Source organism: Pseudomonas sp. p1(2021b), assembly GCF_020151015.1.
GTDB classification, from domain to species: Bacteria; Pseudomonadota; Gammaproteobacteria; order Pseudomonadales; family Pseudomonadaceae; genus Aquipseudomonas; species Aquipseudomonas putida_K.
The window spans coordinates 3,940,999-3,966,972 of the sequence record NZ_CP083746.1 but is presented as its reverse complement, the minus strand read 5'-3'; the positions used below and the strand labels follow the sequence as shown (position 1 = coordinate 3,966,972).

24 protein-coding genes are annotated in these 25,974 nt (G+C 65.1%); 11 read left to right on the top strand and 13 right to left on the bottom strand.

The features are described 5' to 3' along the window. Positions 1 to 20 precede the first annotated feature (20 nt). From K8374_RS18465 to K8374_RS18455, 3 genes are all read right to left on the bottom strand, one after another. Positions 21 to 809 (bottom strand): OmpA family protein, encoded by a 789-nt coding sequence (locus K8374_RS18465; protein WP_084856809.1) that lies wholly within the window; start codon positions 807 to 809, stop codon positions 21 to 23. 52 nt (positions 810 to 861) lie between these two features. Then, positions 862 to 1,275 (bottom strand): DUF4398 domain-containing protein, encoded by a 414-nt coding sequence (locus K8374_RS18460; RefSeq protein WP_224456697.1) that lies wholly within the window; start codon positions 1,273 to 1,275, stop codon positions 862 to 864. Positions 1,276 to 1,539: 264 nt separating this feature from the next. Further along, complete coding sequence (locus tag K8374_RS18455) at positions 1,540 to 1,884, bottom strand: pilin assembly protein (protein ID WP_084856813.1); 345 nt, start codon at positions 1,882 to 1,884, stop codon at positions 1,540 to 1,542. Between the two features lie 137 nt (positions 1,885 to 2,021). On the opposite strand from K8374_RS18455, the gene ppc reads away from it, so the two are divergent. The 7 genes from ppc to K8374_RS18420 all read left to right on the top strand — a co-directional run bounded on the left by ppc (position 2,022) and on the right by K8374_RS18420 (position 9,288). Further along, positions 2,022 to 4,649, top strand: coding sequence for a phosphoenolpyruvate carboxylase (gene ppc, locus K8374_RS18450; protein ID WP_224456696.1), 2,628 nt, complete (start codon positions 2,022 to 2,024; stop codon positions 4,647 to 4,649). A gap of 257 nt (positions 4,650 to 4,906) precedes the next feature. After that, a complete protein-coding gene (adk, locus tag K8374_RS18445; RefSeq protein WP_084856818.1) occupies positions 4,907 to 5,557 on the top strand; it encodes an adenylate kinase in 651 nt (216 codons plus the stop codon). Between the two features lie 87 nt (positions 5,558 to 5,644). Further along, a complete protein-coding gene (gene tsaB / locus K8374_RS18440; protein ID WP_224456695.1) occupies positions 5,645 to 6,319 on the top strand; it encodes a tRNA (adenosine(37)-N6)-threonylcarbamoyltransferase complex dimerization subunit type 1 TsaB in 675 nt (224 codons plus the stop codon). A 255-nt stretch (positions 6,320 to 6,574) separates the two neighbouring features. Beyond that, on the top strand, positions 6,575 to 6,862 hold the full coding sequence (locus K8374_RS18435) for a hypothetical protein (protein ID WP_224459358.1): 288 nt from the start codon (positions 6,575 to 6,577) through the stop codon (positions 6,860 to 6,862). A 3-nt stretch (positions 6,863 to 6,865) separates the two neighbouring features. Beyond that, a complete protein-coding gene (locus K8374_RS18430) occupies positions 6,866 to 7,735 on the top strand; it encodes a DUF72 domain-containing protein (protein WP_224456694.1) in 870 nt (289 codons plus the stop codon). Positions 7,736 to 7,767: 32 nt separating this feature from the next. Next, on the top strand, positions 7,768 to 8,598 hold the full coding sequence (locus K8374_RS18425; RefSeq protein WP_224456693.1) for an oxaloacetate decarboxylase: 831 nt from the start codon (positions 7,768 to 7,770) through the stop codon (positions 8,596 to 8,598). Then, positions 8,599 to 9,288 carry an extensin family protein gene (locus tag K8374_RS18420; RefSeq protein WP_224456692.1) on the top strand — a complete coding sequence of 230 codons (690 nt, stop codon included), beginning with the start codon at positions 8,599 to 8,601 and terminating at the stop codon, positions 9,286 to 9,288. It abuts the gene before it with no gap. Here the strand turns inward: K8374_RS18420 and K8374_RS18415 are convergent, their stop codons facing one another. Continuing rightward, positions 9,289 to 9,912 carry an energy transducer TonB gene (locus tag K8374_RS18415; RefSeq protein WP_224456691.1) on the bottom strand — a complete coding sequence of 208 codons (624 nt, stop codon included), beginning with the start codon at positions 9,910 to 9,912 and terminating at the stop codon, positions 9,289 to 9,291. A gap of 93 nt (positions 9,913 to 10,005) precedes the next feature. Here K8374_RS18415 and K8374_RS18410 point away from each other — a divergent pair, with 93 nt between their 5' ends. Then, positions 10,006 to 10,794: a class I SAM-dependent methyltransferase gene (locus K8374_RS18410; protein WP_224456690.1), complete on the top strand. Its 789-nt coding sequence runs from the start codon at positions 10,006 to 10,008 to the stop codon at positions 10,792 to 10,794. A 181-nt stretch (positions 10,795 to 10,975) separates the two neighbouring features. On the opposite strand, the gene K8374_RS18405 is transcribed toward K8374_RS18410, so the two are convergent. Next, a complete protein-coding gene (locus K8374_RS18405; RefSeq protein ID WP_224456689.1) occupies positions 10,976 to 11,605 on the bottom strand; it encodes a TetR/AcrR family transcriptional regulator in 630 nt (209 codons plus the stop codon). 173 nt (positions 11,606 to 11,778) lie between these two features. Between K8374_RS18405 and K8374_RS18400 the strand changes: the two genes are divergently transcribed. Both K8374_RS18400 and K8374_RS18395 read left to right on the top strand, forming a co-directional pair. Further along, positions 11,779 to 12,879 carry an efflux RND transporter periplasmic adaptor subunit gene (locus tag K8374_RS18400; protein ID WP_224456688.1) on the top strand — a complete coding sequence of 367 codons (1,101 nt, stop codon included), beginning with the start codon at positions 11,779 to 11,781 and terminating at the stop codon, positions 12,877 to 12,879. A 6-nt stretch (positions 12,880 to 12,885) separates the two neighbouring features. Then, positions 12,886 to 15,945, top strand: coding sequence for an efflux RND transporter permease subunit (locus K8374_RS18395; RefSeq protein WP_224456687.1), 3,060 nt, complete (start codon positions 12,886 to 12,888; stop codon positions 15,943 to 15,945). Between the two features lie 79 nt (positions 15,946 to 16,024). On the opposite strand, the gene K8374_RS18390 is transcribed toward K8374_RS18395, so the two are convergent. From K8374_RS18390 to plsB, 4 genes are all read right to left on the bottom strand, one after another. Then, positions 16,025 to 16,714 (bottom strand): DUF4197 domain-containing protein, encoded by a 690-nt coding sequence (locus tag K8374_RS18390; protein ID WP_224456686.1) that lies wholly within the window; start codon positions 16,712 to 16,714, stop codon positions 16,025 to 16,027. Positions 16,715 to 16,744: 30 nt separating this feature from the next. After that, the gene (locus tag K8374_RS18385; RefSeq protein WP_224456685.1) at positions 16,745 to 17,143 is read right to left on the bottom strand and encodes a YbaY family lipoprotein; all 399 of its coding nucleotides are present in this window, start codon (positions 17,141 to 17,143) and stop codon (positions 16,745 to 16,747) included. A 138-nt stretch (positions 17,144 to 17,281) separates the two neighbouring features. Beyond that, on the bottom strand, positions 17,282 to 17,692 hold the full coding sequence (locus K8374_RS18380; RefSeq protein ID WP_224456684.1) for a YbaY family lipoprotein: 411 nt from the start codon (positions 17,690 to 17,692) through the stop codon (positions 17,282 to 17,284). Between the two features lie 80 nt (positions 17,693 to 17,772). Further along, positions 17,773 to 20,259: a glycerol-3-phosphate 1-O-acyltransferase PlsB gene (gene plsB, locus K8374_RS18375; RefSeq protein WP_224456683.1), complete on the bottom strand. Its 2,487-nt coding sequence runs from the start codon at positions 20,257 to 20,259 to the stop codon at positions 17,773 to 17,775. 231 nt (positions 20,260 to 20,490) lie between these two features. Here plsB and K8374_RS18370 point away from each other — a divergent pair, with 231 nt between their 5' ends. Further along, positions 20,491 to 20,700, top strand: coding sequence for a cold-shock protein (locus K8374_RS18370; protein WP_084854326.1), 210 nt, complete (start codon positions 20,491 to 20,493; stop codon positions 20,698 to 20,700). Positions 20,701 to 20,778: 78 nt separating this feature from the next. Here the strand turns inward: K8374_RS18370 and K8374_RS18365 are convergent, their stop codons facing one another. From K8374_RS18365 to K8374_RS18350, 4 genes are all read right to left on the bottom strand, one after another. Next, positions 20,779 to 21,156, bottom strand: a complete 378-nt coding sequence (locus K8374_RS18365; RefSeq protein WP_224456682.1) for a hypothetical protein — start codon at positions 21,154 to 21,156, stop codon at positions 20,779 to 20,781. A 17-nt stretch (positions 21,157 to 21,173) separates the two neighbouring features. Next, positions 21,174 to 21,986 carry a putative RNA methyltransferase gene (locus K8374_RS18360; RefSeq protein WP_224456681.1) on the bottom strand — a complete coding sequence of 271 codons (813 nt, stop codon included), beginning with the start codon at positions 21,984 to 21,986 and terminating at the stop codon, positions 21,174 to 21,176. Next, positions 21,986 to 23,137 (bottom strand): succinyl-diaminopimelate desuccinylase, encoded by a 1,152-nt coding sequence (gene dapE, locus K8374_RS18355; protein ID WP_224456680.1) that lies wholly within the window; start codon positions 23,135 to 23,137, stop codon positions 21,986 to 21,988. The genes K8374_RS18360 and dapE overlap by 1 nt, the downstream gene beginning before the upstream one ends. A gap of 177 nt (positions 23,138 to 23,314) precedes the next feature. Then, positions 23,315 to 25,906 (bottom strand): glycosyltransferase, encoded by a 2,592-nt coding sequence (locus K8374_RS18350; protein ID WP_224456679.1) that lies wholly within the window; start codon positions 25,904 to 25,906, stop codon positions 23,315 to 23,317. Positions 25,907 to 25,974: the final 68 nt, after the last annotated feature.

Below are 25,974 nucleotides of genomic sequence, written 5' to 3'. Positions count from 1 at the left end.
TGTGTTTCAAGACCCAGGTGTTATCGCGCCTGGCTCACCGAACGCGGCTGCACCGGTTGGTTGTCGTTGGAGATGGTCACCTCCACGCGGCGGTTCTGGGCGCGACCGGAGTTGCTGCTGTTGTCGGCCACCGGGTATTCCTTGCCGTAGCCTTGGGCGACGATGCGGGTCGGGTCGACGCCGGCACGCACCAGGGCCATGCGCACGCTGTTGGCGCGGCGCTCGGACAGGGCCTGGTTGTAGGTGGCCGAACCCACGCTGTCGGTATAGCCCTCGACGATCACCTTGCGCTCAGGGTTCTCCTGGAGGAACTGGGCGAGCTTGGTGATGTTGGGGAAAGCGCTGCTCTTGAGCTCGGACTTGTTGAAGTCGAACAGCACGTCGCCGAAGGTCACCAACGTGCCTCGGTCGGTCTGCTTGGCGTTGAGGCTCTCCTGCAGCTTGCGGATCTGTGCGTCGCGAGCATCCAAACGGGCCTGGGCGCGCTGGGCGGAGGCGTTTTTCAGTTCGTTCTCGGCCGAGCGCAGGGCGATGGTCTGCTTGGCCACCTCGACGCGCTGGTTGGTCAGGTAGGCCAACTGGTCGACCTTCTTGTCGTCCTCGCGGTCCATGAACGCCTTGTCGGCCTTGTTCAGCCAGTCCTGGGCGTCCTTGGTCTCGAGGGCTGCCAGTTTGCTGGCCTGCGGGTCGCTCTGCAGGGCCGAGAAATTGGTACGTGCCGACTCAAGGTTCGGGTTCGGGTCGTGGGAGCAGGCGGCCAGGCCTACGCTCAGGGCCAGCAGGGCGGGGATCATGACGTGATTGCGCATAGTGTTCATCCTTTGAAAAGTGGCGAAGGCTCAAGAAAAGGCTGGGCTGCGCTCATTCGGCGCTGCGCATGCCTTCCTCACGCAGGTCCTGGACACCCTGGCGAGCGTCCTGCACGGCCTTTTGCGCCTTGGCGGCCTGCGCCTTGCGCTCGGCCACGCGCGCGTCCCACTCGGCCTGTTCGGCCAGGCGCTTGGCTTCGTCGTACTTCTTGTCATGCATGGCGATTTCGGCCTGCTTGAACTTGTCCTGGGCGGCCTTCATTTCCACGGCGGCGAATTCGGTGCCGCCGGCACTGACTGCGGAGTTCACCGCGGATTGGGTAACGGCGTACTGCTCGGTGGGCGGGTTGCCAGCACAACCGGCCAGGACCAGGCTGCTGCCCAGGGCCAGTGCGGCCAGCTTGAGCCCGCGTCCAGGCATGGATGAGTCATTCGATGTGCGGGTCTTCATGGTGGTCAGCTCCATTGGTTCACTCCTGTTAACGACAATGTCCGTAGCAGTCCATCGCTTCTCCCTGGCAGATGCGCGCACTTCGGCTGAACAGTGCACAACGGCATGTGTGCAGGGTTTTAGCGTGATGGCTATTGGCTGTGACTGAGGCGTTTTTCAGATAGTTCAGAAAAAATTGCCTTCGATGGGCAAGTTTTTCTGACTGTTCAGTCAGTGTTGTTCGCCGCTGATGGGAGTGTCTGGGGCAATTGCGAGCGCCCTGGGGGCGCTCGCCCAGGCTCACTTGGAGGTGTCGTCGCCGGCGCTGCCGAGGCTATGCAGGTGGTGGCGGGAAAGCGCCAGGAAACGCGGGGTAGGGCCGATATCCTCGTACAGCGGGTCACCCTCTTCATCGGTGGCGATCACCTGCTGCCCCTGGACATAGGGAAAGCTGGCCTCCAACTCTTCGAGGGCTGCGCCGACCAGCTCACCGAGCAGTTCTTCGGCGGTGCGCTTGGGGTACATGTCGATCAAGGCAGCCAGGCGCGCTTCGGACTCCAGGTCCAGGTGCAGCACATGGCCGGTAGGGCTCAAGTGCCCCTTGGCGTTCTGTTCCCATTGTTGGACAAGCTCGCGGATTTTCATGACGACCTCTGGCCACGGATGACTCCTTTCACTTTAGTCGCTTTGCCAGGTTGCGGCTTGCCATGGCGGGCCGGCTGTGCCAGTACTGTTCCCTTCCTGAGCGGGAGCGCGGGCGAGCCGCGCCGGAGAGAGGGCCGATGACCGATATCGATGTACGCTTGCGTGAGGATGTCCATCTGTTGGGGGAACTGCTGGGGGAGACCATACGCCAGCAGCATGGCGAGGCGTTCCTGCAGAAGATCGAGGCCATTCGCCACAGCGCCAAGGCCGACCGCCGTGGCGCCGCCGAGCAACTGAGCTCGACGTTGGGCGACCTGGCCGACGATGACCTGTTGCCGGTGGCGCGGGCGTTCAACCAGTTCCTCAACCTGGCCAATATCGCCGAGCAGTACCAGTTGATCCGCCGCCGCGACGCTGGCCAACCCGAGCCCTTCGAGGCGCGGGTATTGCCGGAGCTGCTGGCGCGGCTGAAACAGGCCGGGCACAGCGATGATGCCCTGGCCAGGCAACTGGCCAAGCTGGATATCCAGCTGGTGCTCACCGCCCACCCCACCGAGGTGACGCGCCGGACCCTGATCCAGAAATACGACGCCATCGCCGGGCAACTGGCGGTGCAGGACCATCGTGACCTGACCCCTGCCGAACGCCAGCAGGTTCGCGAGCGCCTGCGCCGGTTGATCGCCGAGGCCTGGCACACCGAGGAAATCCGCCGCACCCGGCCGACGCCTGTGGACGAAGCCAAGTGGGGTTTCGCGGTGATCGAGCATTCCCTGTGGCAGGCGATCCCCAACCACCTGCGCAAGGTCGACACGGCGCTGTTCGAAGCCACCGGCCTACGCCTGCCGCTGGAGGCGGCACCGGTTCGCTTCGCCTCCTGGATGGGCGGCGACCGCGACGGCAACCCCAACGTGACCGCGGCGGTGACCCGTGAAGTACTGCTGCTGGCGCGCTGGATGGCCGCCGACCTGTTCCTGCGCGACATCGACTACCTGGCCGCCGAACTGTCCATGCAACAGGCCAGCGCGGCCCTGCGCGAACGGGTTGGCGACAGCGCCGAACCCTACCGTGCGCTGCTCAAGCAATTGCGTGATCGCCTGCGCGCCACGCGCGCCTGGGCCCATGCCGCCCTTACCACCACGCTGGCGCCTGGAGCCGAGGTTCTGGCCAGCAACCTTGAGCTGATCGAGCCCCTGGAACTGTGCTACCAGTCGTTGCATGAGTGCGGCATGGGGGTGATCGCCGACGGCCCGCTGCTCGACTGCCTACGCCGGGCAGTGACCTTCGGCCTGTTCCTGGTGCGTTTGGATGTACGCCAGGACGCGGCCCGGCATCGTGACGCGTTGACCGAAATAACCGATTACCTGGGCCTGGGGCGCTACGCCGACTGGGACGAAGAGCAGCGCATCGCGTTCCTTCAGGCTGAACTGAAGAATCGGCGACCTTTGCTGCCTGCGCATTTCCAGCCCGGGGCCGATACCGCCGAAGTACTCGCCACCTGCCGCGAGATCGCCGCCGCGCCCGCGGCCTCGCTGGGCTCGTATGTCATCTCCATGGCCGGTGCCGCCTCGGACGTGCTGGCGGTGCAGCTGTTGCTCAAGGAAGCCGGCCTGACCCGGCCGATGCGGGTGGTGCCGCTGTTCGAGACCCTGGCCGACCTGGACAACGCCGGGCCGGTGATGGAGCGTCTGCTCGGCCTGCCGGGCTACCGTGCCGGGCTGCACGGGCCGCAGGAAGTGATGATCGGCTACTCCGACTCCGCCAAGGATGCCGGTACCACGGCAGCCGCCTGGGCCCAGTACCGGGCCCAGGAAAACCTGGTGCGCATCTGCCGCGAGCACCAGGTCGAGCTGCTGTTGTTCCATGGCCGTGGCGGTACGGTCGGCCGAGGGGGCGGGCCGGCCCACGCTGCGATCCTGTCACAGCCGCCCGGCTCGGTGGGCGGGCGGTTCCGAACCACCGAACAGGGCGAGATGATCCGCTTCAAGTTCGGCCTGCCGGGTATCGCCGAGCAGAACCTCAACCTGTACCTTGCCGCGGTGCTCGAGGCGACCCTGCTGCCACCGCCGCCCCCGCAGCCAGCGTGGCGCGCATTGATGGACCAGCTGGCCGCCGATGGCGTCAAGGCGTATCGCGACGTGGTGCGCGAGAACCCTGACTTCGTCGAATACTTCCGCCAATCCACCCCCGAGCAGGAGCTGGGCCGCCTGCCCCTGGGCAGCCGGCCGGCCAAGCGACGTGCCGGCGGCATCGAGAGCCTGCGTGCGATCCCGTGGATCTTCGGCTGGACCCAGACGCGCCTGATGCTGCCGGCCTGGCTGGGCTGGGAAACGGCGCTGGGCAATGCCCTGGCCCGTGGCCAGGGCGAGCTGCTGGCACAGATGCGCGAGCAATGGCCCTTCTTCCGCACGCGCATCGACATGTTGGAGATGGTCCTGGCCAAGGCCGATGCGGAAATCGCCAAGGCCTACGACGAACGTCTGGTGCAACCGGAACTGCTGCCATTGGGTGCGCAACTGCGCGACCTATTGTCGCAGTCGTGTCAGGTGGTGCTGGGGCTGACCGGGCAATCGGTGCTACTGGCTCACAGCCCCGAGACCCTGGAGTTCATCAGCCTGCGCAACACCTACCTGGACCCGCTGCACCGCCTGCAGGCTGAGCTGCTGGCCCGTTCGCGCAGTCGCGAAGCCGCTCTGGACAGCCCGTTGGAGCAGGCCCTGCTGGTGACCGTGGCGGGTATCGCCGCGGGCCTTCGCAACACTGGCTGAGGTGACAGAGGGCGGGCCTTGGCCGGGTGGCATGTGCCGTTCGGTCGGGCCTGGCCAAGCCGGTTGCGCTGGGCGCAACCGACTCGCCAAAGGCCCCTGCATGGCGATTTCCTGCAACTTTGGGACGCTTGTCTGGTTGCCGGGCGCTGTGTATCTTGAGCAGCCTTTTGACCGATTTTCGGTCTCACCCGATTTTTCGGAGTTGGCCATGTGTGCCGAGTCCGTTGATTTACATAGAAAAATATGAGGAGCACAAGATGCGCGTAATTCTGCTGGGAGCTCCCGGGGCCGGTAAAGGTACTCAGGCAAAGTTCATCACCGAGAAGTTCGGTATTCCACAGATCTCCACCGGTGACATGCTGCGTGCTGCCGTCAAGGCCGGCACCCCGCTGGGCCTGGAACTCAAGAAGGTCATGGATGCCGGCCAGCTGGTTTCCGACGAGCTGATCATCAGCCTGGTCAAGGAGCGCATCGCCCAGCCGGATTGCGCCAACGGCTGCCTGTTCGACGGCTTCCCGCGCACCATTCCCCAGGCTGAAGCCATGGTCGCTGCTGGTGTCGACATCGACGCCGTGGTCGAGATCGCCGTGGACGACGAAGAGATCGTCGGTCGCATGGCGGGTCGCCGCGTACACCTGGCGTCGGGCCGTACCTACCACATCCAGCACAACCCGCCGAAAGTGGAAGGCAAGGACGACGTCACCGGCGAAGCGCTGATCCAGCGTGATGACGACAAGGAAGAGACCGTACGCCACCGCCTGTCGGTGTACCACAGCCAGACCAAGCCGCTGGTGGACTTCTACCAGAAGCTGTCGGCCGCCAACAATGGCAAGCCGAAGTACGCCCACATCGAAGGTGTCGGCTCGGTCGAGTCGATCACCGCCAAGGTGCTGGCAGCCCTGAGCTGATCCAACACCGTGCGTCACGACGGCCCGCTTGCGGGCCGTTGTCGTTTATACTGCCGCTCTTTTACCTCTGCCCTGGAATACCGTTCGATGACCACGTTGCTGGCCCTGGATACCGCCACCGAAGCCTGTTCCGTCGCCTTGCTGCATGACGGCAAGGTGACCAGCCACTACGAGGTCATCCCACGCATGCACGCGCAGAAGTTGCTGCCGATGATCAAGCAGCTGCTGGCCGATTCCGGTGTGGCGCTCAGTGCCATCGACGCCATTGCCTTTGGCCGTGGCCCGGGCGCGTTCACCGGTGTGCGTATCGCCATTGGCGTGGTGCAGGGGCTGGCCTTTGCCCTGGAGCGCCCGGTGCTGCCGGTGTCCAACCTGGCGGCCCTGGCTCAGGGCGCCTTGCGCGAGCGTGGCGTGCAGCAGGTGGCCGCGGCCATCGACGCGCGCATGGACGAGGTGTACTGGGGGTGCTACCAAGCCAGTGAAGGCGAGATGCGCCTGCTCGGGCGCGAAGCGGTACTGCCGCCGGAACGGGTGCAGTTGCCCGAAGGTGCCAGCGGTGACTGGTTCGGTGCCGGCACCGGGTGGGGCTATGCTGGGCGCTTGGCCGTGCCGGTGGGCGAGCGCGACGCTTCGGCGTTGCCCAAGGCTTTGGACATCCTCAGCCTAGCCACCTTCGCCTGGGGCCGGGGTGAAGCCATCGCCGCCGAGCAGGCGCAACCTGTGTACCTACGCGACAACGTGGCCACGCCCAAGGCGCGCTGAACAGTTCAGACCTTGGAGAGGCGGCGCCCTTGATTCGGCCGACCCTGCCATCGCGGTGAATTCAGTTCTGCGTGCATAGCCCGAAGGGCTGGGTTATGGTCACCGGAACATGCGGCGCTCTGACGAATGGGTTCTCCGGCGATGGGGCCAAATCCGAACCTTTTGTCCAAACTGTGGTCCAGTTAACAAATCGGGCATTAGCGACGGATCCCTGGTGCTGCTAAATTGCCATCATTGATCCTGAGTGCCCTGTCCATGCGTATCGACGGTTTCTCCTCGCAGTCCTATCCGCTCAAGCGCCCCACGCGTAAGGCACCGGTGCGCGACGAAGCGATCGAGGACGCCGAGCTGGTCGATGAGGTCGAGCTGCCGCAGGACCCGGGAGCCCGTCGCCGCGCCGCTGGGTTCCCCGCCCGCCAGCAGGACATGGTCTTCCCGCGTGCCCGTGACCGGCGCACCGCGACGGCCCTGGCAAGCTACCTGGCCACAGCCGGTTTCACCGACTGGGAGATGGAAGTGCTGGGGCTGGACCTGTACATTTGATGGATGAATTCATCGTCTCTTCCTTATTTTCTCGGTTGCCCGTCCTGGAGTGACAACGCCTGGCGCGACTACCTCTATCCCGCCGACGCCCGTCCTGCCCAATACCTTGGCCTGTACAGCCAGGTGTTCAACGCCGTTGAGGGCAACACCACCTTCTATGCCCGCCCTGCACCTGCCACGGTGGAACGCTGGGCCCAGGTCATGCCTGGACATTTTCGTTTTACCGCCAAGTTTCCTGGCGACGTCAGCCACGCAAGCCACCTGGGCGAACAATTGGCCTCGGCGCAGGATTTCACGCGGCTGCTGGCGCCGCTGGGCCCACGGGTTTCGCCGTATTGGCTGCAATTGCCCGCGCAGTTCGGCCCCGCGCGGCTGGGGGAGCTATGCCACTTTCTCGATGAGATAGGCGTGCCGGTGGCGGTCGAGGTGCGCAACGAGGCATTCTTCGCCCGTGGCGAGGAAGAGCGCCTACTCAATCGGCTGTTGCGCGAACGTGGCGTCGAGCGTATCTGCCTGGACCCGCGTGCCCTGTTCAGTTGCACCCTGCGCGACCCCGGCGTATTGGACGCCCAGGCCAAGAAACCACGGGTGCCGCCACGTCCGGCAGCCTTCAGCCGACATCCCCAGGTGCGTTTCATCGGGCATCCGCACCTGGACGCCAACGAACCCTTCCTCACGCCCTGGGTAGACAAGGTGGCCACCTGGATCGAGGAAGGCCGCAGCCCCTATGTCTTCTTGCACACGGCCGACAACCGGCTGGCCGCTGCCCTGGCCCGGCGCTTTCACCAGCGTCTGATGGTGCGCCTGCCTGGGCTTGCCCCGCTGCCGGAATTGCCCCGCGCTCCTGAGGTCGAACAACTGGGGCTACTCTGAGCAAACCCGACATGCTGTAGGAGGTCATGACCATGGATGTGCAAACCCTGCGAGCCGAAGCGTTCAAGGCGCTGCATGAGCGTGAGGGTGCGTTCGTCATTCCCAACCCGTGGGACGCCGGCTCTGCGAAGTTGCTGGCCAGCCTTGGGTTCGAGGCGCTGGCCACCACCAGCGCCGGCCTTGCCTTCAGCCTGGGGCGGCCTGATGCAGAAGGGGCCTTGGACCTCGAGCAGACGCTGGGCAATGCGCGGGCGATCGTCGATGCCACGCCTTTGCCGGTGGCGGCCGACCTGGAAAACGGTTTTGGCGATTTGCCCGAGAACTGTGCCGAGACGATCCGGCAGGCCGCCGGGGCCGGGTTGGTGGGCGGTTCGATCGAAGATGCCAGCGGCCAGGCCGATACCCCGATCTACGACTTCGGCCTGTCGGTGGAGCGTGTCCGTGCAGCGGTGCAGGCTGCCCGTGAACTGCCATTTCCCTTCACCCTCTGCGCCCGGGCCGAGAACCTGCTGCACGGCCGTCTGGACCTGGATGACACCATCCGCCGCCTGCAGGCCTATGCCGAGGCCGGTGCCGATGTGCTGTATGCCCCGGGCTTGCGCAGCGTCGACGAAATCCGTGCGGTGGTGCAGGCCGTGGCGCCCAAGCCGGTCAATGTGTTGATGGGGATGGCTGGCGTGGCGTTGAGCGTCAATCAGTTGCAGGATTTGGGGGTGAAGCGCATCAGCGTCGGTTCGTCCCTGGCCCGGGCTGCATTGGGCGCGTTCCGCCGAGCGGCGCTGGAGATCCGTGACGCGGGCACGTTCGGCTATGGCGAACAGGCCATGCCGTTCGCCGAACTCAACGACCTGTTCCGACGCTGAATGCGCCTGTTGTCGGTGCTGGCCGTCGGCCTGCTGGTGCTGGCGGGCTTCGCCTGGCAACTGGGCTGGCGACCGCCGTCGGCCTGGAACCCCTGGGCGGTGCTGGATGTACGCCAGCCACCGAACCTGCTCACCCCGTACAAGCTGTCGCGCCTGCGCACCGATGCAGGCCTGTGCCGCCAGGCCTTGCAGACCTCCTCCCTGCGCTACCGGGCGCAGGCCGACAGCCCGTCGACGGCGGCATGCCCGTTGCGCAACGTCTGGCGCATCGAAGGTGGCCAGGCGCGGCTGGGCAGCAGTTTCCTGGCGTCGTGCCCGCTGGCGGTGGCCTACGCATTGTTCGAAACCCATGGCGTGCAACCGGCGGCACGGCGGGTGTTCGGCCAACCGGTGGCGCAGGTCGAGCACCTGGGCAGCTTTGCTTGTCGCAATGTCTATCACCGCAAGCAGGGGCGGCTGAGCCAGCATGCCACGGCCAATGCCCTGGATATCAGCGGCTTTCGCCTCCAGGATGGCCGGCGCATCGTGCTGGCGCGGGACTGGCAGGGGCAGGGGCAGGAAGCCGAGTTCCTGCGGCAGGTCCACGAGGCGGCGTGCGCCAGTTTCAGCACCGTGCTGGGACCGGACTACAACGCGGCCCACCGCAACCACTTTCACCTGGACATGGGCTTCTGGCAGGTCTGTCGCTGATCAGGCGTGTACGCGTACGTTGTTCAACACCACCGGGCGGGCCCAGTGGAGGTCGAATTCCAGGTCGTTCTGTTGCTGGGCCAGGGTGGGCTCATCGTAGGGCTCGGGGGCGTTGTCCAGCAGGTCCATCTCGAACTCGGCGATCGGCAGGAACAGTGGGCGCGGCGAAGGTGCCGGGCCTGGCTCGGGTAGCGGCTGGCCCTGGCTCATGACCACCGGGCGCAACCAACTGTTGTTCAGGTCGAGCTGGCGTTGCTGTTCGATGAGTTCGGCGGCGCTGAAGGGTTCGGGGGCGTTTTCCAGCAGCTCCATCTCGAACTCGGCCTTGGGCAGGAACAGCGGTTCGGGCGGGGTGATCTCGCTGTCATGGATGTCGCACGCGCGCTGCAGGCGAATCTGCGCCAGAGCATGCGCACCGCCCAATGGCTCGCCGCTGTGTTGGTCGACCTGCTTCTCGATGGCCTGGCTGACCGGGTCGTGCTCCGGGGCCTGCTGTTCGGCCAATGCGCGGGCGAAGAAGTCCTGCCACAGGTGGCTGATGCCCCCGAGTGCCTGGGTGTTCTGCCGACCGAAATGGTCGACAGGCGACAGGTAGGTCAAGCCGATGGGAAGAGTATCTGACATGGCAGTCGCGCGCGTTGTGCTCTGGCAGAATAGCGGATACTGCGTGTATCGGCGGTGGCCGGGATTTCATTAATTTTTCGAGTACGGGAACGGATGGTAGAGCTAGAGCAGGGCGCGGGTATCAGGGTCGAGGCGTTGTCGGCCGAATTTCAGGCCCAGGCGGTGGCGTGGGCCGAGCGCTTGGGCTTGCCACTGGTGGACGATGCTGCCGGCTTCGCCGTGCAGGTAGGGGCCGAGGGATTGCAGATCCAGCAATTGGGGCCACAGGCACCGGGGCCGGTGCGGGTGGATTTCGTCGAGGGGCAGGCGGCCCATCGGCGGCTCTATGGCGGTGGCAATGGGCAGATGATCGCCAAGGCGGTCGGCATCGCCCAGGGCGTGCGACCGCAGGTGCTCGATGCCACGGCGGGGCTGGGCAAGGATGCGTTCGTCCTGGCCAGCCTGGGCTGCCAGATGACCTTGATCGAACGCCAGCCGTTGATCGCCGCCTTGCTCGAGGATGGCCTGGCGCGGGCGCGCGGCGATGAGGAGGTAGGCGCGATCGTGGCGCGCATGCGCTTGCTGACGGGCAATGCGATCGAGCGCATGCGGGGCTGGGAGGGCGAGGCACCGCAGGTGATCTACCTCGATCCGATGTTCCCGCATCGGGACAAGAGTGCGTTGGTGAAGAAGGAAATGCGGGTGTTTCGGCCCTTGGTGGGCGATGATTTGGATGCGCCAGCGTTGCTCGAGGCGGCCCTGGCGTTGGCTTCGCACCGGGTGGTGGTCAAGCGGCCGCGCAAGGCACCGATTATCGAAGGGCCCAAGCCGAGCCACAGCCTGGAAGGGAAGTCGAGTCGGTATGACATCTACCCCAAGAAGGCGCTCAAGGCTGGAGGGTGAGTAGTAGCTTTGGTGCTAGGTGGCGCCTGGGCTGACGGTGTTTTTTCAAGGGGAGTGGCGGTGGGCTCTCCGGCCAATCGCGGGACAAGCCCGCTCCTACAGGAACGGCGCGAGCTCAAGCATTGCAAGCTCCCTGTAGGAGCGGGCTTGTCCGCGATTGGCGCGAGCTCGAGCGTTGCTTTCACACCCGATACGCCCGTATGAATAACCCGACCACTTCCTGCACATGCGCCTCGGCCTCGTCCCCCCCCAACGCCGGTGCACAGCCCAGCAGCAACCGATAATCCGGCGCACCCTTCACCAGGCAGAAGAAATGCTCCGCCGCCCGCAGCGGATTGTCGATCGCCAGCAGCCCTCGCTGCGCAACACACCGCAGCAGCGCCTCCATGCCCCCGAGCACCCGTTTCGGCCCCGCTTCCCAGAAGTACTCCCCGAACCCAGGGTCCTGGTTCCCCAGGGCAATGATCAACCGGCTCAACCTCACCGACTCGTCACTGCTGATCAACGCATGGAAACCGCGAGCGATGTTCAGCAGCACCTGTTCCAGCGGCACTCCCTCGGGGAGTTCGAAGATCAGGTCCGGCAATTGCGCCTGGCAAGTCGCCATGACCGCCGAACCGAACAGCGTCTGTTTATCGGTGAAATGGCTATAGACCGTGAGCTTTGAAACACCTGCCGCCGCAGCGACCGCATCCATGCTGGTGTTGGCATAGCCAAGGCTGAGGAACAGCGTCTTGGCGGCTTCGAGGATGGCCTCGCGTTTGGCCAGGTCCTTGGGCCGGCCCGGGCCTATGGGTGCGTCGTGGGACATGGGGATCCGAATCTGGTTGAAAAAGGCCTCCCATCTTACCGGGTATGACGGCGATGGGCGTGGGCTGGGCGAACGTTTTTCTCGCATCTGCCTGCTTCCCCGGGCCGATCAGCTGACTTAATATACTCGCCAGTATAAATATTCCAGGCGCTGCCCCCGAAAGGATTTCCATCATGTTGCGTCATGCCTTGCCCATTGTTTTGCCTGTCGCCTTGGCCCTGCTGCTGTCCGCCTGCGGGCAGGAAACCGCAGCACCCGCGGCACCTCGCCCGGCGCTGGTGGTCCAGCCCCAGCCGGCCGGCGCGTCGGCCGACAGCTACCCAGGCGAGGTGCGCGCCCGCTTCGAACCGGAGCTGGCCTTCCGGATCGGCGGCAAGGTCACCAAGCGCCTGGTGGAGGAAGGGCAGCGGGTCAAGGCGGACCAGCCCCTGGCAGAGCTCGACCCGCAGGATGTGCGCCTGCAACTGGAGGCCAACCGTGCCCAGCTGGCCGCCGCCCAAGCCAACCTGGCCCTGGTGCGGACCGAGCGCGACCGCTATCAGAAGCTGCTCGACAAGCAGATGGTCAGCCGGTCCCAGTTCGACAACGCCGAGAACCTCTACCGCGCCGGCCTGGCCCGACTGAAACAGGCCAAGGCCGAGTTCGACGTGGCCGGCAACCAGGCTGAATACGCGGTGTTGCGCGCTCCCCAGGCTGGCGTGATCGCCAAGCGCCAGGTCGAAGTGGGCCAGGTGGTGGCCGCCGGGCAAACAGTCTTCACCCTGGCCGCCGACGGCGAGCGTGAAGTACTCATCGGCCTGCCGGAGCAGCAGTTCGCCCGTTTTGCCGTGGGGCAAACGGTCAGCGTGGAGCTGTGGTCGCACCCCAATGCGCGCTATGAAGGGCGTATTCGCGAGTTGTCTCCGGCGGCCGATCCGCGTTCACGCACTTTCGCCGCGCGGATTGCCTTCACCTCGGCCAGCGCGCCGGCAGAACTGGGCCAGAGCGCGCGGGTGTTCATTGCCCATGCCGAACAGGCGCCGCTGTCGGTGCCGCTGTCGGCCGTCACCGCCGAGCAGGGCCAGGCCTATGTCTGGCGTGTCAACAAGGACAGCCGGCTGGAGCGCGCCGTGGTGCGTCTGGGGCCCTATGGCGCCGACCGCGTGCCGGTACTCGAAGGCCTGAAGGCCGACGACTGGGTGGTGGCCGCCGGTGGTCATGTATTGCGTGAGGGGCAGCAGGTCCGGCCCGTGGACCGCACCAACCGTGACGTGAACCTGGCGGTCAAGGAGTAAGTCCCGATGGGTTTCAATCTTTCCGCCTGGGCCCTACGCAACCGGCAGATCGTGCTGTTCCTGATGATTCTCCTGGCCGCGGTTGGCGCCATGTCATACACCAAGTTGGGGCAGAGCGAGGATCCACCGTTCACCTTCAAGGCCATGGTCATCCGCACCCTCTGGCCGGGCGCCACTGCCGAGGAAGTCTCCCGGCAGGTCACCGAACGCATCGAGAAGAAGCTGATGGAAACCGGCGAGTACGAGCGCATCGTTTCGTTCTCGCGCCCGGGTGAGTCCCAGGTCACCTTCATGGCCCGGGACTCCATGCATTCGCAAGCCATCCCCGAACTCTGGTACCAGATCCGCAAGAAGGTCGCGGATATCCGCCATACCCTGCCGCCGGAAATCCAAGGGCCGTTCTTCAACGACGAATTCGGCACCACCTTCGGCAACATCTATGCGCTGACCGGTGCCGGCTTTGACTACGCGGTGCTCAAGGACTATGCAGACCGCATCCAGATCCAGCTGCAGCGGGTCAAGGATGTGGGCAAGGTGGAGTTGCTCGGCCTGCAGGACGAAAAAATCTGGATCGAGCTGTCCAACGTCAAGCTGGCGACCCTCGGCGTGCCGTTGCAGGCCGTGCAGCAGGCGTTGCAGGAACAGAATGCGGTGAGCACCGCCGGCTTCTTCGAAACCCCCAGCGAGCGTCTGCAACTGCGGGTGAGCGGGCGCTTCGATACGGTCGAGCAGATCCGCCAGTTCCCGATTCGCGTGGGTGAGCGCACCTTCCGCATCGGCGACGTGGCCGACGTGCACCGTGGCTTCAACGATCCGCCTGCGCCGCGCATGCGTTTCATGGGGGAAGATGCCATCGGTCTTGCGGTGTCGATGAAGGATGGCGGTGACATCCTGGTCCTGGGCAAGGCCCTGGAAAGCGAGTTCGCCCGCCTGGCCCGCAACCTGCCGGCCGGAATGGAGTTGCGCAAGGTTTCCGACCAGCCGGCGGCGGTGAAGGCCGGGGTCGGCGAGTTCGTCCAGGTGTTGGTCGAGGCCCTGGCCATCGTGCTGCTGGTGAGCTTCTTCTCCCTGGGCCTGCGCACCGGCTTGGTGGTGGCCCTGGCCATTCCGCTGGTGCTGGCCATGACCTTCGCCGCCATGCACTACTTCGGCATCGGCCTGCACAAGATCTCCCTGGGTGCATTGGTGTTGGCCCTGGGGTTGCTGGTGGACGATGCGATCATTGCCGTGGAGATGATGGCGATCAAGATGGAGCAGGGCTTCGACCGGCTCAAGGCGGCCAGCTATGCCTGGTCGAGCACGGCGTTTCCGATGCTCACCGGTACCCTGATCACTGCAGCGGGCTTCCTGCCGATCGCCACCGCCGCCTCGAGCACCGGCGAATACACCCGTTCGATCTTCCAGGTGGTGACCATCGCCTTGCTCACGTCCTGGGTCGCGGCGGTGGTGTTCGTGCCCTACCTGGGCGACCGGCTGTTGCCGGACCTGGCCAAGCGCCACACGGCGCGCCATGGCGAGGGTGGCCATGACCCGTACGGCACACCGTTCTACCAGCGGGTGCGCCGCGTGGTGGGGTGGTGCGTGCGGCGGCGCAAGACGGTGATCGTGCTGACCATCGCTGCGTTCATCGGCAGCCTGCTGCTGTTCCGCTTCGTGCCCCAGCAGTTCTTCCCGGCGTCGGGCCGGCCTGAATTGATGGTCGACCTCAAGCTCGCCGAAGGCGCGTCGCTGGCCAATACCGCCGAGCAGGTCAAACGCCTGGAGGCATTGCTCAAGCAGCAAGACGGCATCGAGAACTACGTCGCCTACGTCGGCACCGGCTCGCCGCGTTTCTACCTGCCTCTGGACCAGCAACTGCCGGCGGCCAGCTTTGCCCAGTTCGTGGTCCTGGCCAAGAGCCTGGAGGACCGCGAGGCCTTGCGCAGTTGGCTGATCGCCACGTTGGACGAACAGTTCCCCGAACTGCGCTCGCGGGTCACACGCCTGGAGAACGGCCCGCCCGTGGGCTACCCGGTGCAGTTCCGGGTGACGGGCGAGCATATCGAGAAGGTCCGCGCCCTGGCGCGTGAAGTCGCCGACAAGGTGCGCGAGAACCCCCATGTGGTGAACGTGCACCTGGACTGGGAGGAGCCGAGCAAGGCCGTGTTCCTGGACATCGACCAGGATCGCGCCCGCGCCCTGGGCGTGAGCACCGCGCACCTGTCGAGCTTCCTGCAAAGTTCGCTTACCGGCACCACTGTCAGCCAGTACCGCGAGGACAACGAGCTGATCGAGATCCTGCTGCGCGGGACCGACCAGGAACGCCGCGAGCTGGGCAACCTGGGCAGCCTGGCATTGCCCACCGACAACGGCCAGAGCGTGGCCCTGTCGCAGGTGGCGACGCTGGAATACGGCTTCGAGGAAGGCGTCATCTGGCACCGCAACCGCTTGCCGACGGTGACCGTGCGCGCCGATATCTACGGCAAGGAGCAGCCGGTGACATTGGTCAAGCAGATCCTGCCGACCCTGCAGCAGGTGCGCGACCAGTTGCCGGACGGTTACCTGCTGGAGGTCGGTGGCACGGTGGAGGATTCCGAGCGCGGGCAGAAGTCGGTGAATGCCGGCATGCCGCTGTTCATCGTGGTGGTGCTGACGTTGCTGATGATTCAGCTGCGCAGTTTCTCGCGCACGGTGATGGTGTTCCTCACCGCCCCCCTGGGGTTGATCGGCGTGACGTTGTTCCTGCTGGTGTTCCGCCAGCCGTTCGGCTTCGTCGCCATGCTCGGCACCATCGCCCTGGCAGGGATGATCATGCGCAACTCGGTGATCCTGGTCGATCAGATCGAGCAGGATATCGCCGCCGGGCTGGACCGTTGGCAGGCGATCATCGAGGCCACGGTACGGCGCTTCCGGCCCATCGTGCTCACCGCGCTGGCGGCGGTGTTGGCGATGATCCCGCTGTCGCGCAGCGTGTTCTACGGGCCGATGGCGGTGGCGATCATGGGTGGGTTGATCGTGGCGACGGTGCTGACCCTGTTGTTCCTGCCGGCGTTGTATGCGGCGTGGTTCAGAGTGAAAAAAGGCTGAAAACCGAAGGGGCGCTGCATGCCCATCGCCGGCAAGCCGGCGATGGGCAGCCCTCGGGTTTATGTCGGTAGACGGCTGATCACAGCGCGCCGAACACCTTCTTGGCCAGGCTGGTAGCCGCCTGGGCCGGGTTCTGGCGGATGCTCTGCTCCTGCTTGGCAATCATCTCGAACAGGCCGTCCAGCGCTTTCTCGGTGACGTAGTTCTCGATGCTGGCGCTCTTGGCGTCTACCACGCCCAATGCCACAGCCTGGCCGGCGAAGTTGTTGTACTGCTGTGCCAGGCCGACCTTGTCAGTGGCTTGCTTGACGATCGGCAGGAACTTGGCGCGGATCTCCTCGCGGCTGCTCTTGTTCAGGTACTGGGTGGCCGAATCCTGGCCGCCTGCGAGGATGTCCTTGGCGTCGGTCACGGTCATCTTCTTCACCGCGTCCACCAGGATGACCTGGGCTTGCGGCACAGCCGCTTCGGCGGCCTTGTTCATGCTGTCTTCCAGGGCTTCGACTTGCTCACCTTTGCCGAACATCTTCATGGCCTTGGCGGCCTTGCCCAGGTTGCCCGGCAACTCGATGCGCACATCCGGGTTGTTGCTGAACCCGCCAGGGGTGCTCAGTTGCTTGACGGCGATTTGGGCGCCCTGGGTCAGGGCGTCCTTCAGGCCGCCGCTGGCATCTTTCTGGGAGAGGTCGCCCAGTGACAGGGCCAGGGCGTTGGCCGACAGCAGCAGGCCGGCGCAGAGCGTGGTGAAGCGTAGGGAGGTGCGGATCATGGGTATTTCCTTATAGGCAGAATGGGCGGGTCAGCGCACCGGGTCGACTTTGATACGCACGGGCTGCGGGTCGCTGCCGTCGAGCTTGACGCCATGGTGTTCGGTATTGATGAACAGCAGCTTGCCGTTCAGTTCGATGCGTGCGCTGACGGCATAGCGGTGGCCAGGTTTGACTTGGGCGGGATCGTAGCTCAGGTGGAAGGGCAGCGGGACGTTGCCCTTGACCGGGCCGGCCTGGTTGGCCAGGGTCACTGCCGGGGCGTCCATCAGCGATACATCCTGCAGGCTGACGCTCAAGGTGGCTGCAGGCGGCAGGGCGATGCGCTGCAGGTAGAAGACTTCGCCATCCAGGCTGGCCTGGTGCGAGGGGGTGTTATTGGCGCAGGCTGCGAGTAGGGATGCGCCACACAGCATGAAGAGCTTTTTCATGGAATCTCCGATGTCCTTGGCGCTGGCTGGTAAGCCAACGCCATGACTTTAGCGGATTTCTTCCGCCGGGTCCTCGAAGCCGGTGTCGTGAAACAGCACGAATGCACTCGCCGCTGGGAAAGCGGCGAACGCGGGCCTTCAATCCATGCGATTGCCACCGTGGATGCCAGGGCTTGGTAGAGGTAAGTTGCCGCCGTGAAGGCCTTCTATTTCCCTGGCCACTTTCTCCACGATGACCCGCTGGGTACCGAATACCTTATGCGGGCGTATCGGGTGTTCTGCCGTGGTGATGTAATGCAGCCGGCCATCTTGCTCGATACGCACGGTCAGCGCATAACGATGGCGGGGGTCGACCTGGTTGCTGTCGAAGGTCAGTTGCAGGTTGACCGGCATCAAGCCGCCACAGCGCAGGCGCAGTTCGGCAAGAGCAATGGCGGGCGCATCTGCCCGCGAGACATCGACCAGGCTCAGTTCGACGAGGCCGGATGGCGGAAGCATGTTGTCGCCAGACGAGGCGATCTCGACATTGATCGTTTCCAATTGCGTCATGTTTGTGCTCCTTGGGACGGATGTAGGGATGCAGCACGGCGATCCTCATCCTTCCCAAGGGCAGGCGGCAGGCTGAAGGTCTACCCCTGCACGCTATCGGAGGGCTCGTCCCGATGCAGCGCCACCTGGCGGATCGACAGGCGCAGCTCGGCCGACAGCACCCGCTTGGCCACGCCCTCGGCCAGTTCGGCGAGCTTGTCGTGATAGCCCAGCCTGCCCTGGGCATCGGGCCGCAGCACATCCTGGCCAACCAGGGTCTGGATGAAGTGGCGGAACAGCGTCTTGTCGAAGAATTCCGGGGCATTGAGCCCATGCAGGATCGACAGGCGCTGGGCCATCATCACGCACAAGTCCTCCAGCTCCTCGGCAGTCAGGGTGTTCTGGCCGCTGTTGAGCAACAAGGACGTCGCCATGTAGAAACGTTGCAGCGTCTGGGTGATGGCACGGGCCAGCAGGGTCAGCAGGACGAACTGCCGCGAACTGGGCGCCGGGCGCAGGTAGACGCCGTTCTCGAAGCGCAGCAGGCCCTGTTCCACCAGGGCGGCCAGCCATTGGTCGATCACGCCTTCCAGTTGCTCGGGTGTCCAGCGCAGGAACAGCTCGGCCTGCAGGTAGGGGTACAACGCCTGGACATATTGGCCGACCAGCTCGCGACTCATGCGCGAGCTGCTCTGGAAGAAGCTCGCCAACAGGGCCGGCAGCGCGAAGATGTGCAGGACATTGTTGCGGTAGTAGGTCATCAGCACTGCATTGGCTTCATCCAGGTACAGGATGCGCCCCAGGGCGTCCTTCTGTTCGGACAGCAGGCCCATGCCCTTGACGTGCTCGATCAGCGCCGGCCCATCGCCCTCCGGCAGGGTGGTGTGCGGGGAATAGGGCACTTGGCGCAGCAGCGCCAGATAGAGATCGAGTACTCGGGTCAGGGCACGATCGTCCAGCGCCAGGCGGCTGGTGGAGAGCAGCGCCAGGGCCACCAGGTTGACCGGGTTGATCGCCGCGGCTTCGTTCAGGTGACGGGCCACGGTCTCGCCCAGGCGTGTAGTGGTCTCGTTGAGCCAGGCTGGGCGGAACTGTGGGCCGAGCGACTGTTCGCGCCAGCCGGGCTGCTGCTCGTCGAGGAACCCGGCCAGGCGAATCGGCTCGCCGAAGTTCACGTAGACCTGCCCGAAGCGCTGCTTCAGCGCGCCGACCACCTTGAAGATGTCGAAGATCGACTCCTTCTTCTTGCTCGCCCCGCGCAGCTCGCCCAGGTAGGTGCGGCCCTCCAGCACGCGTTCATAGCCGATATACACCGGCACGAAAACGATCGGTGTGCGCGAGGAACGCAGGAAGCTGCGCAGGGTGATGGCGAGCATGCCGGTGCGTGGCTGCAGCATGCGGCCGGTGCGCGAACGGCCGCCCTCGACGAAGTACTCGACCGGGAAGCCCTTGGTGAACAAGGTATGCAGGTATTCGTTGAACACCGCCGTGTACAGGGGGTTGCCCTTGAACGTGCGGCGCATGAAGAACGCACCGCCACGGCGCAGCAGGCCGCCGATGACCGGCATGTTGAGGTTGATGCCCGCCGCGATGTGAGGTGGGGTGAGGCCGTTGCGGAACAGCAGGTACGACAGCAACAGGTAGTCGATGTGGCTGCGGTGGCAGGGCACGTAGATCACTTCGTGGCCTGGCGCGATGCCCTGGACCTGCTCGATATGGTTGACCTTGATACCGTCGTAGATCTTGTTCCAGAACCAGCTCAGCACCACCTCGAGGAAGCGGATCGCCGTGTAGGTGTAGTCCGAGGCGATCTCGTTGCCGTAGCGCAGCGCCTGGGCTTCGGCCTTGGCATAGGGGATCTTCTCGCGCTCGGCTTCGTCGCTGATCGCCTGGCGCACCAGCGGGTCGTGGACCAGCCCCTTGACCAGGTTGCGCCGGTGGGAGATGTCCGGGCCGATGACCGCGGTCTTCAGGTTGCGAAAGTGCACGCGCATGATGCGCTGGGCCATGCGCACGGTGCGCTCGTGGCCTTTGTTGTGCTGCACCAGCTCGCGCAGGTGGATGGGCGCGGAGAACTGCACGCGGGTCTTGCGGCCCAGGATCATGATCGTCAGCAACCGGCGCAGGCGACCGGTGACGGCCCAGCTGTCGGCGAACAACAGCTTCCACGGGCTGGACTCGCTGGCCGGCGACTGACCCCAGAACACGCTGACCGGGATGATCTGCGCATCTTCCTCGGCATGCTGGCTGACCGCCGCCACCAAGCGTTCCAGGGTGGGCGGCGCGCCGCGCTTGTCATGGCGGCCGAGCCAGTCCGGGTCGGGCGTCAGGTAGAAGAACGCAGCCGGTTCCTGCAGCGGGCCCACGGCAACCGGCAGCACCGGGCGCGGCAGCCCGGCCTTGGTGCATTCGCGGTCGACCACGGCCAGGTCGGTCAGCGAGGGCGAGGGCAGGGCATAGAACACTGGGCGGCTGCGGTCGAGCTTGAGCGTCAGGGACGACTGGTTGATGGTTTCGGAGCGCACCCACAGGTACAACAGGCGACGCAGGGCGCCGAAAATCAGCCGGCGCAGGGGGGAACGGGTCATGGGGTGTGTGCCCTGGGTGAAATGTTTCGGGAATATCCAGGCAGTTAGTCTGCCGTATCTGTGCAAGTTCGGCAAAATTCGCCAAAACTCGTTCCAGTCATGAAATTTTTTTGTTCGCTGTCATATACTCGGTCCGCAGCTTGCAAGATATTTCAGCGAGCTGCGTCAGCACGGGGAGGTGACCCCGTGCTTGCAAGGCGATCTTCAAAATAAAAATCCGGAGTAGTTCAGATGTCGTCTCGTGAGACTGGGAATGTAAAGTGGTTCAACGATGCCAAGGGTTATGGCTTCATTCAGCGCGAGGGTGGTGCGGATGTCTTCGTCCACTATCGGGCTATCCGCGGTGAGGGGCATCGTACCCTGGTCGAGGGACAGCGGGTTGAATACGCCCTCGTGCAAGGCCAGAAAGGCTTGCAGGCCGAGGACGTGATCGGCCTCTAAGGCCTCTGGCTACACGCTTGAAGCATCAAGCTGCAAGTTGACCGTGGAACTTGCAGCCTGACGCTTACCGCCAGCGTTTCAGCTGGTGCGCCAGGTGATTTCCTGTTCACCCTCGGCGCTGATGCGGACCCACCGGTCGGCATCTTCTTCGCCATCTTCCTCGGCCCAGCCACCCGGTGCGCAGCGCACTTCGACCCCCAGTGCGGCATAGGCTGCACGGGCGCAGGCGATGTCGTCGTCCCACGGCGTCTGGTCGCTTTCCAGGAACAGGCTGTTCCATTTCCCCACAGCCTTGGGTACCCAGGTGACCGGAATGTTACCGGCTGTGCATTTCCAGGTCTGGCCACGTTGCTGCCATGGGCTGCAAGGGCCCAGGGCCTGGCCGAGCCACTCGGCCACCTGCTTGTGGTCGACGTCGGTGTCCTTGAGGTAGATCTCGATATCGGGTTGGCGCATAAAAGGCTCCGGTGTGCTCAGTCTTGGCGCACGAAATAGTCATAACGCATGGAAACCGTGACTTCGAACGGCTCGGGCTGGTCGATCACCCGCGCGCGTTTCTCGGCGCTGGCACGCCAGCCGTGAGGCGTCATGGCCAGCAGGTCGGCGCGGGCCTGGGGCTCGGCCAGGCTCAGGCGGAACTCCAGCACCTCGCCATGGGCGTGGTGCATGCCTTCGGGGACCAACGCGAGGTGCTTGTCGTCGGCGTAGGGGCGTACTTCATCGTAGAGCACCTCGCGCAGTTCCATCAGGTGGCCGCTGGTCGGCCCAACCCGCATCAGGCCGCCACCGGGGCTGAGCAGGCGCTTGGCCTCGTGCCAGTCCAGCGGGCTGAACACACTGGCGATGAACTGGCAGCTGGCGTCGAGCAAGGGCACCCGGGCCATGCTCGCGACCATCCAGGTTACCTGGGGCGCGCGCCGACAGGCGCGCTTGACCGCCTCGCGGGAAATATCCAGGGCGTAGCCATCGGCGGCGGGCAGGGCCTGGGCCAGCTGCGCGGTGTAATAGCCCTCGCCGCAGCCGATGTCCAGCCAGGCGCCGGGCTCGCGCTCGGCGGCAAGTTCGGCCAGGCGCCGGGCCACCGGGGCGTAGTGGCCAGCGTCGAGGAAGTCACGGCGCGCCTGGACCATGGCCTGGTTGTCCCCGGGGTCGCGGCTGTTCTTGTGCTGCACCGGCAACAGGTTCAGGTAGCCCTGGCGGGCCCGGTCGAAGCGGTGCCCGGCGGGGCATACCACGCCGTTGTCGAGGCGCGTCAGGGCGGCCTGGCAGAGAGGGCAGGCGAGCATCAGGCGAGCAACCGTACCAGGGTCTGGTAGTAGATCTCGGTCAGCAACTCCAGGTCGCTGGCCAGGATACGTTCGTCGACCTGGTGGATGGTGGCGTTGACCGGGCCGAGTTCCACCACCTGGGTGCCCAGGGTGGCGATGAAGCGGCCATCGGAGGTACCACCGCTGGTGGACGGTTGGGTGTCGCGACCGGTGACGGCCTTGATACCGGCGGACACGGCGTCGAGCAACTCGCCAGGTTCGGTCAGGAACGGCAGGCCGGACAACGCCCAGTCGATGGTCCAGTCCAACTGGTGCTTGTCGAGGATCGCCGCCACGCGGGCCTGCAGGCCCTCGACCGTGGATTCGGTGGAGAAACGGAAGTTGAACACCGCGACCAGCTCGCCCGGGACCACGTTGGTCGCGCCGGTGCCGGAATTGAGGTTGGAGATCTGGAAGCTGGTCGGCGGGAAGAACGCGTTGCCTTCGTCCCAGTGCTCGGCGGCCAGTTCCGCCAGGGCCGGGGCGGCCAGGTGGATGGGGTTGCGTGCCAGGTGCGGGTAGGCCACGTGGCCCTGCTTGCCGCGCACGGTGAGCTTGGCGCCGAGCGAGCCACGGCGGCCGTTCTTGACCACATCGCCCAGCAGGGTGGTGCTGGACGGTTCGCCGACGATGCACCAGTCCAGGCGCTCGTTGCGCGCCCGCAGGCGCTCGACCACGGCCTTGGTGCCATGGTGGGCCGGGCCTTCCTCGTCGCTGGTGATCAGGAAGGCCACCTTGCCACGGTGGTTCGGGTAGTCGCGCACGAAGCGTTCGCTGGCCACCACCATGGACGCCAGGCTGCCTTTCATGTCTGCGGCACCGCGGCCACAGAGCATGCCGTCGGCATCGATCAGCGCCTCGAAGGGCTCATGCTGCCAGGTCTGCACAGGTCCTGTGGGTACCACGTCGGTGTGGCCGGCGAAGCACAACACCGGGCCGTCCTCGGTGCCATGGGTCGCCCAGAAGTTGTCGACGTCTTCGATGCGCATCGGCTCCAGCTGGAAACCGACGGCGCCCAGGCGATTCATCATCTGGGCCTGGCAATCGGCATCGACGGGGGTGACCGAAGGGCGACGGATCAGGTCGCAGGCCAATTGAAGGGTAGGCGAGAGCTCGGCTGGGGCCGTCATGAAGGACTCCGGGGCAAGGCGGGCGGGAAAACAGGGGCGTTATCTTATATCAAACCTGGCGCCAGTGGGGCCGCGTTGCGGCCCTTTCGCGGCGCAAGGCCGCTCCTACAACGGCACGCGACCCCCTGAAGGGGCGACGTTGTGCCGCGAAAGGGGCGCAACGCGCCCCCGGCAATCTCAAGCCTGCTGCGGCTCGGCCGCTTTTTCCACCGGCTTGGGCAGCGAAGACAGGAACGCCATCACCAACGCCGCCACATAAGGCAGCGACTGCACCAGCAACATCGCCACCCAGAAGCGCATGTCCGCGCCAGGCAGGCCTTGCACCAGGTAGATGCCCAGCGCCGCGCCCCACAGCATGAGCATGATGAACAGCTCCTCCCGGGCCTCGGAAATCGCCACCAGCAAGCCATGGCTGTCGGCATTCTTGGGCGTGCGGAAGAACGGCATGCTGCTGGTGAAGAACCCGTACAGCACCGCCTTGGCGATGGTATGCGACAGTGCCAGCCCCGCCAGGGCGGCGGCAAAGGCATCCTTGAGATCGACGCCCACGGCACGGCGGTACAGGAAGATGATCTTGCCGACCTTGAAGAAGAACAGCGCCAGCGGCGGAATGGCGAAGATCATCAGCGGTGGGTCGACCCGTTGCGGCACGATGATCATCGCGGCCGACCACAACAACGCACCGACGGTGAAGAAGATGTTCATGCCATCGGCGATCCATGGCAGCCAGCCGGCCAGGAAGTGGTAGCGCTGGCCGCGGGTCAGCTCGCTGCCCTTGCCCCGCAGCAGGGCGGCGGCGTGGTGCTTGATGATCTGGATGGCGCCGTAGGCCCAGCGGAAGCGCTGCTTCTTGAAGTCGATGAAGGTGTCCGGCATCAGGCCTTTGCCGTAGCTGTTGTGCGCATAGGCGGCCGACAGCCCCTTCTCGAACACCCGCAGGCCCAGCTCGGCATCCTCGCAGATGCACCACTCGGCCCATCCCAGCTCCTGCAGTACCGAACGGCGGGTCATGGTCATGGTGCCGTGCTGGATGATCGCGTCACGGTCGTTGCGGGTGACCATGCCGATGTGGAAGAAGCCCTTGTACTCGCTGTAGCACAGCTTCTTGAAGGCGCTTTCATGCTGGTCGCGATAGTCCTGGGGCGACTGCACCACGGCGATCTTCGGGTCGGCGAAGTGCGGGACCATGTGCTTGAGCCAGTTGCGGTCGACGCAGTAGTCCGAGTCGATCACCGCGATCACTTCGGCGTCTTCGGCGGTGTGCGGGATCAAGTAGTTCAGCGCGCCACCCTTGAAGCCGGCCAGGGGCGCTACGTGGAAGAAGCGGAAGCGCTCGCCCAGCAGCTCGCAATGGGCCTTGAGCGGCTCCCATACGGCCGGGTCCTTGGTGTTGTTGTCGATCACCAGCACTTCATAGTCCGGGTAGTCGAGGGCGGCCAGGGCGTCGAGGGTCTGTTTCACCATCTCGGGCGGCTCGTTGTAGCAGGGCACGTGGATCGAGACCTTGGGCCGGTAGGCCGTGTCCGCCTGCACCGGCAGGAACTCCCTGCGCCGCTTGTGGATCCACACCGCTTCGGCCAGCTCATGGGCCTCGGTCAACAGCACGATGAACACGCCCAGGGCGCCCAGGGCCAGCAAGACGCCCACGGTCACGCTGAACCAGGTGCTGTACTGCTGGCTGTAGTCATAGGCGATCCACACCAGCACCGACCCGCACAGGAAGGTGATGAAGGTGAGGAAGGTGCGGCCACGCTGGCGCAAGGCCGAGCCGTCGATCAGCAGCACCGCCAGGGCGATCATCGCCAACACCACCGAGGCTACGGCCAGGGCGCGCCATTGCGGAATGGCGACCACCGGGCCTTCGAAGTTGAATTTCTGTTGGCGTGCGGCGTTGAACACGCCCCAGTAGGCGCCCACGGAGCCTTCGTCGCTGGCCTTCCAGGGTTGGTCGTAGGCCTCGATGACGAAGTAGTTGTAACCCCGACGGTTTAGCGTATTGACCAGCGTGCGCAGGTAGATGGCCTGATCGGCCTGGGTGGCGTCGGCACCGCCGCGCATGCGCCCGTTGCTCGGCCAGCCGACCTCCGAGAGCAGCAACGGCTTGCGCGGGAATTGCTGCTTGAGCTCGCGGGCACGGTCGAGGACGAACTGCAGCGAGTCCTTCATCGGCACGAATTCCCAGTAGGGCAGGATGTGCGCGGCGATCAGGTCGACATGCTTGGCCAGTTCCGGGTTTTCCTTCCAGATGTGCCATTGTTCACTGGTGGTGACCGGGACTTTCACCGCTGCCCGCACCCGGTCCAGGTAGCCGATCAGCGCCTCGGGGGTGATCTCCTCGCGGAACAGGGCTTCGTTGCCCACCACGACCCGCACCACGCTGCGTGAGGTATTGGCCAGTTCGATGGCCTTGGCGATCTCACGCTCGTTGCGTTCCAGGTCCGGGCTGATCCAGATGCCCAGGGTGACGCGTAACCCCAGTTCCTCGGCCAGGCGAGGGATGTCCGCCTGGGTACCCTCGACCGTATAGATGCGGATGCTGTCGGTCAGCTTGCTCATCTGCTCCAGGTCCTGGAGCATTTCCTCATCGCTGGGGTATTGGCCTTTCTGTGGGCTCTGGCCCAGGCGGAACGGCGAATAGGAGAAGCCGGAGATCTGCTCCGGCCAGGCAGGGGCGGACACCGGGCGGTTGATCAGCGCCCAGAAGCCAGTGAACAGCGCGGCGATGGCCAGGACCACCACCAGGTTGAGACCGAATTTGCGTGATGACATAGGTGTTTCAGGTTCCGAAGGGGGAGCGGGGCGGGCCTTGCCAGGGCAAGCAATGCTTGGATTGCCCG

Bases quoted from the DNA above. Each gene is read 5' to 3' on its own strand.
- K8374_RS18435 (WP_224459358.1), top strand. From the start codon at position 6,575: ATGCGTATCGACGGTTTCTCCTCGCAGTCCTATCCGCTCAAGCGCCCC.
- K8374_RS18390 (WP_224456686.1), bottom strand. From the start codon at position 16,714: ATGATCCGCACCTCCCTACGCTTCACCACGCTCTGCGCCGGCCTGCTG.
- dapE (WP_224456680.1), bottom strand. From the start codon at position 23,137: ATGACGGCCCCAGCCGAGCTCTCGCCTACCCTTCAATTGGCCTGCGAC.
- K8374_RS18400 (WP_224456688.1), top strand. From the start codon at position 11,779: ATGTTGCGTCATGCCTTGCCCATTGTTTTGCCTGTCGCCTTGGCCCTG.
- K8374_RS18405 (WP_224456689.1), bottom strand. From the start codon at position 11,605: ATGTCCCACGACGCACCCATAGGCCCGGGCCGGCCCAAGGACCTGGCC.
- K8374_RS18410 (WP_224456690.1), top strand. From the start codon at position 10,006: ATGGTAGAGCTAGAGCAGGGCGCGGGTATCAGGGTCGAGGCGTTGTCG.
- ppc (WP_224456696.1), top strand. From the start codon at position 2,022: ATGACCGATATCGATGTACGCTTGCGTGAGGATGTCCATCTGTTGGGG.
- adk (WP_084856818.1), top strand. From the start codon at position 4,907: ATGCGCGTAATTCTGCTGGGAGCTCCCGGGGCCGGTAAAGGTACTCAG.
- K8374_RS18380 (WP_224456684.1), bottom strand. From the start codon at position 17,692: ATGACGCAATTGGAAACGATCAATGTCGAGATCGCCTCGTCTGGCGAC.
- tsaB (WP_224456695.1), top strand. From the start codon at position 5,645: ATGACCACGTTGCTGGCCCTGGATACCGCCACCGAAGCCTGTTCCGTC.
- K8374_RS18430 (WP_224456694.1), top strand. From the start codon at position 6,866: ATGAATTCATCGTCTCTTCCTTATTTTCTCGGTTGCCCGTCCTGGAGT.
- K8374_RS18365 (WP_224456682.1), bottom strand. From the start codon at position 21,156: ATGCGCCAACCCGATATCGAGATCTACCTCAAGGACACCGACGTCGAC.
- K8374_RS18350 (WP_224456679.1), bottom strand. From the start codon at position 25,906: ATGTCATCACGCAAATTCGGTCTCAACCTGGTGGTGGTCCTGGCCATC.
- K8374_RS18415 (WP_224456691.1), bottom strand. From the start codon at position 9,912: ATGTCAGATACTCTTCCCATCGGCTTGACCTACCTGTCGCCTGTCGAC.
- K8374_RS18455 (WP_084856813.1), bottom strand. From the start codon at position 1,884: ATGAAAATCCGCGAGCTTGTCCAACAATGGGAACAGAACGCCAAGGGG.
- plsB (WP_224456683.1), bottom strand. From the start codon at position 20,259: ATGACCCGTTCCCCCCTGCGCCGGCTGATTTTCGGCGCCCTGCGTCGC.
- K8374_RS18360 (WP_224456681.1), bottom strand. From the start codon at position 21,986: ATGCTCGCCTGCCCTCTCTGCCAGGCCGCCCTGACGCGCCTCGACAAC.
- K8374_RS18370 (WP_084854326.1), top strand. From the start codon at position 20,491: ATGTCGTCTCGTGAGACTGGGAATGTAAAGTGGTTCAACGATGCCAAG.
- K8374_RS18425 (WP_224456693.1), top strand. From the start codon at position 7,768: ATGGATGTGCAAACCCTGCGAGCCGAAGCGTTCAAGGCGCTGCATGAG.
- K8374_RS18395 (WP_224456687.1), top strand. From the start codon at position 12,886: ATGGGTTTCAATCTTTCCGCCTGGGCCCTACGCAACCGGCAGATCGTG.
- K8374_RS18385 (WP_224456685.1), bottom strand. From the start codon at position 17,143: ATGAAAAAGCTCTTCATGCTGTGTGGCGCATCCCTACTCGCAGCCTGC.
- K8374_RS18465 (WP_084856809.1), bottom strand. From the start codon at position 809: ATGCGCAATCACGTCATGATCCCCGCCCTGCTGGCCCTGAGCGTAGGC.
- K8374_RS18460 (WP_224456697.1), bottom strand. From the start codon at position 1,275: ATGGAGCTGACCACCATGAAGACCCGCACATCGAATGACTCATCCATG.
- K8374_RS18420 (WP_224456692.1), top strand. From the start codon at position 8,599: ATGCGCCTGTTGTCGGTGCTGGCCGTCGGCCTGCTGGTGCTGGCGGGC.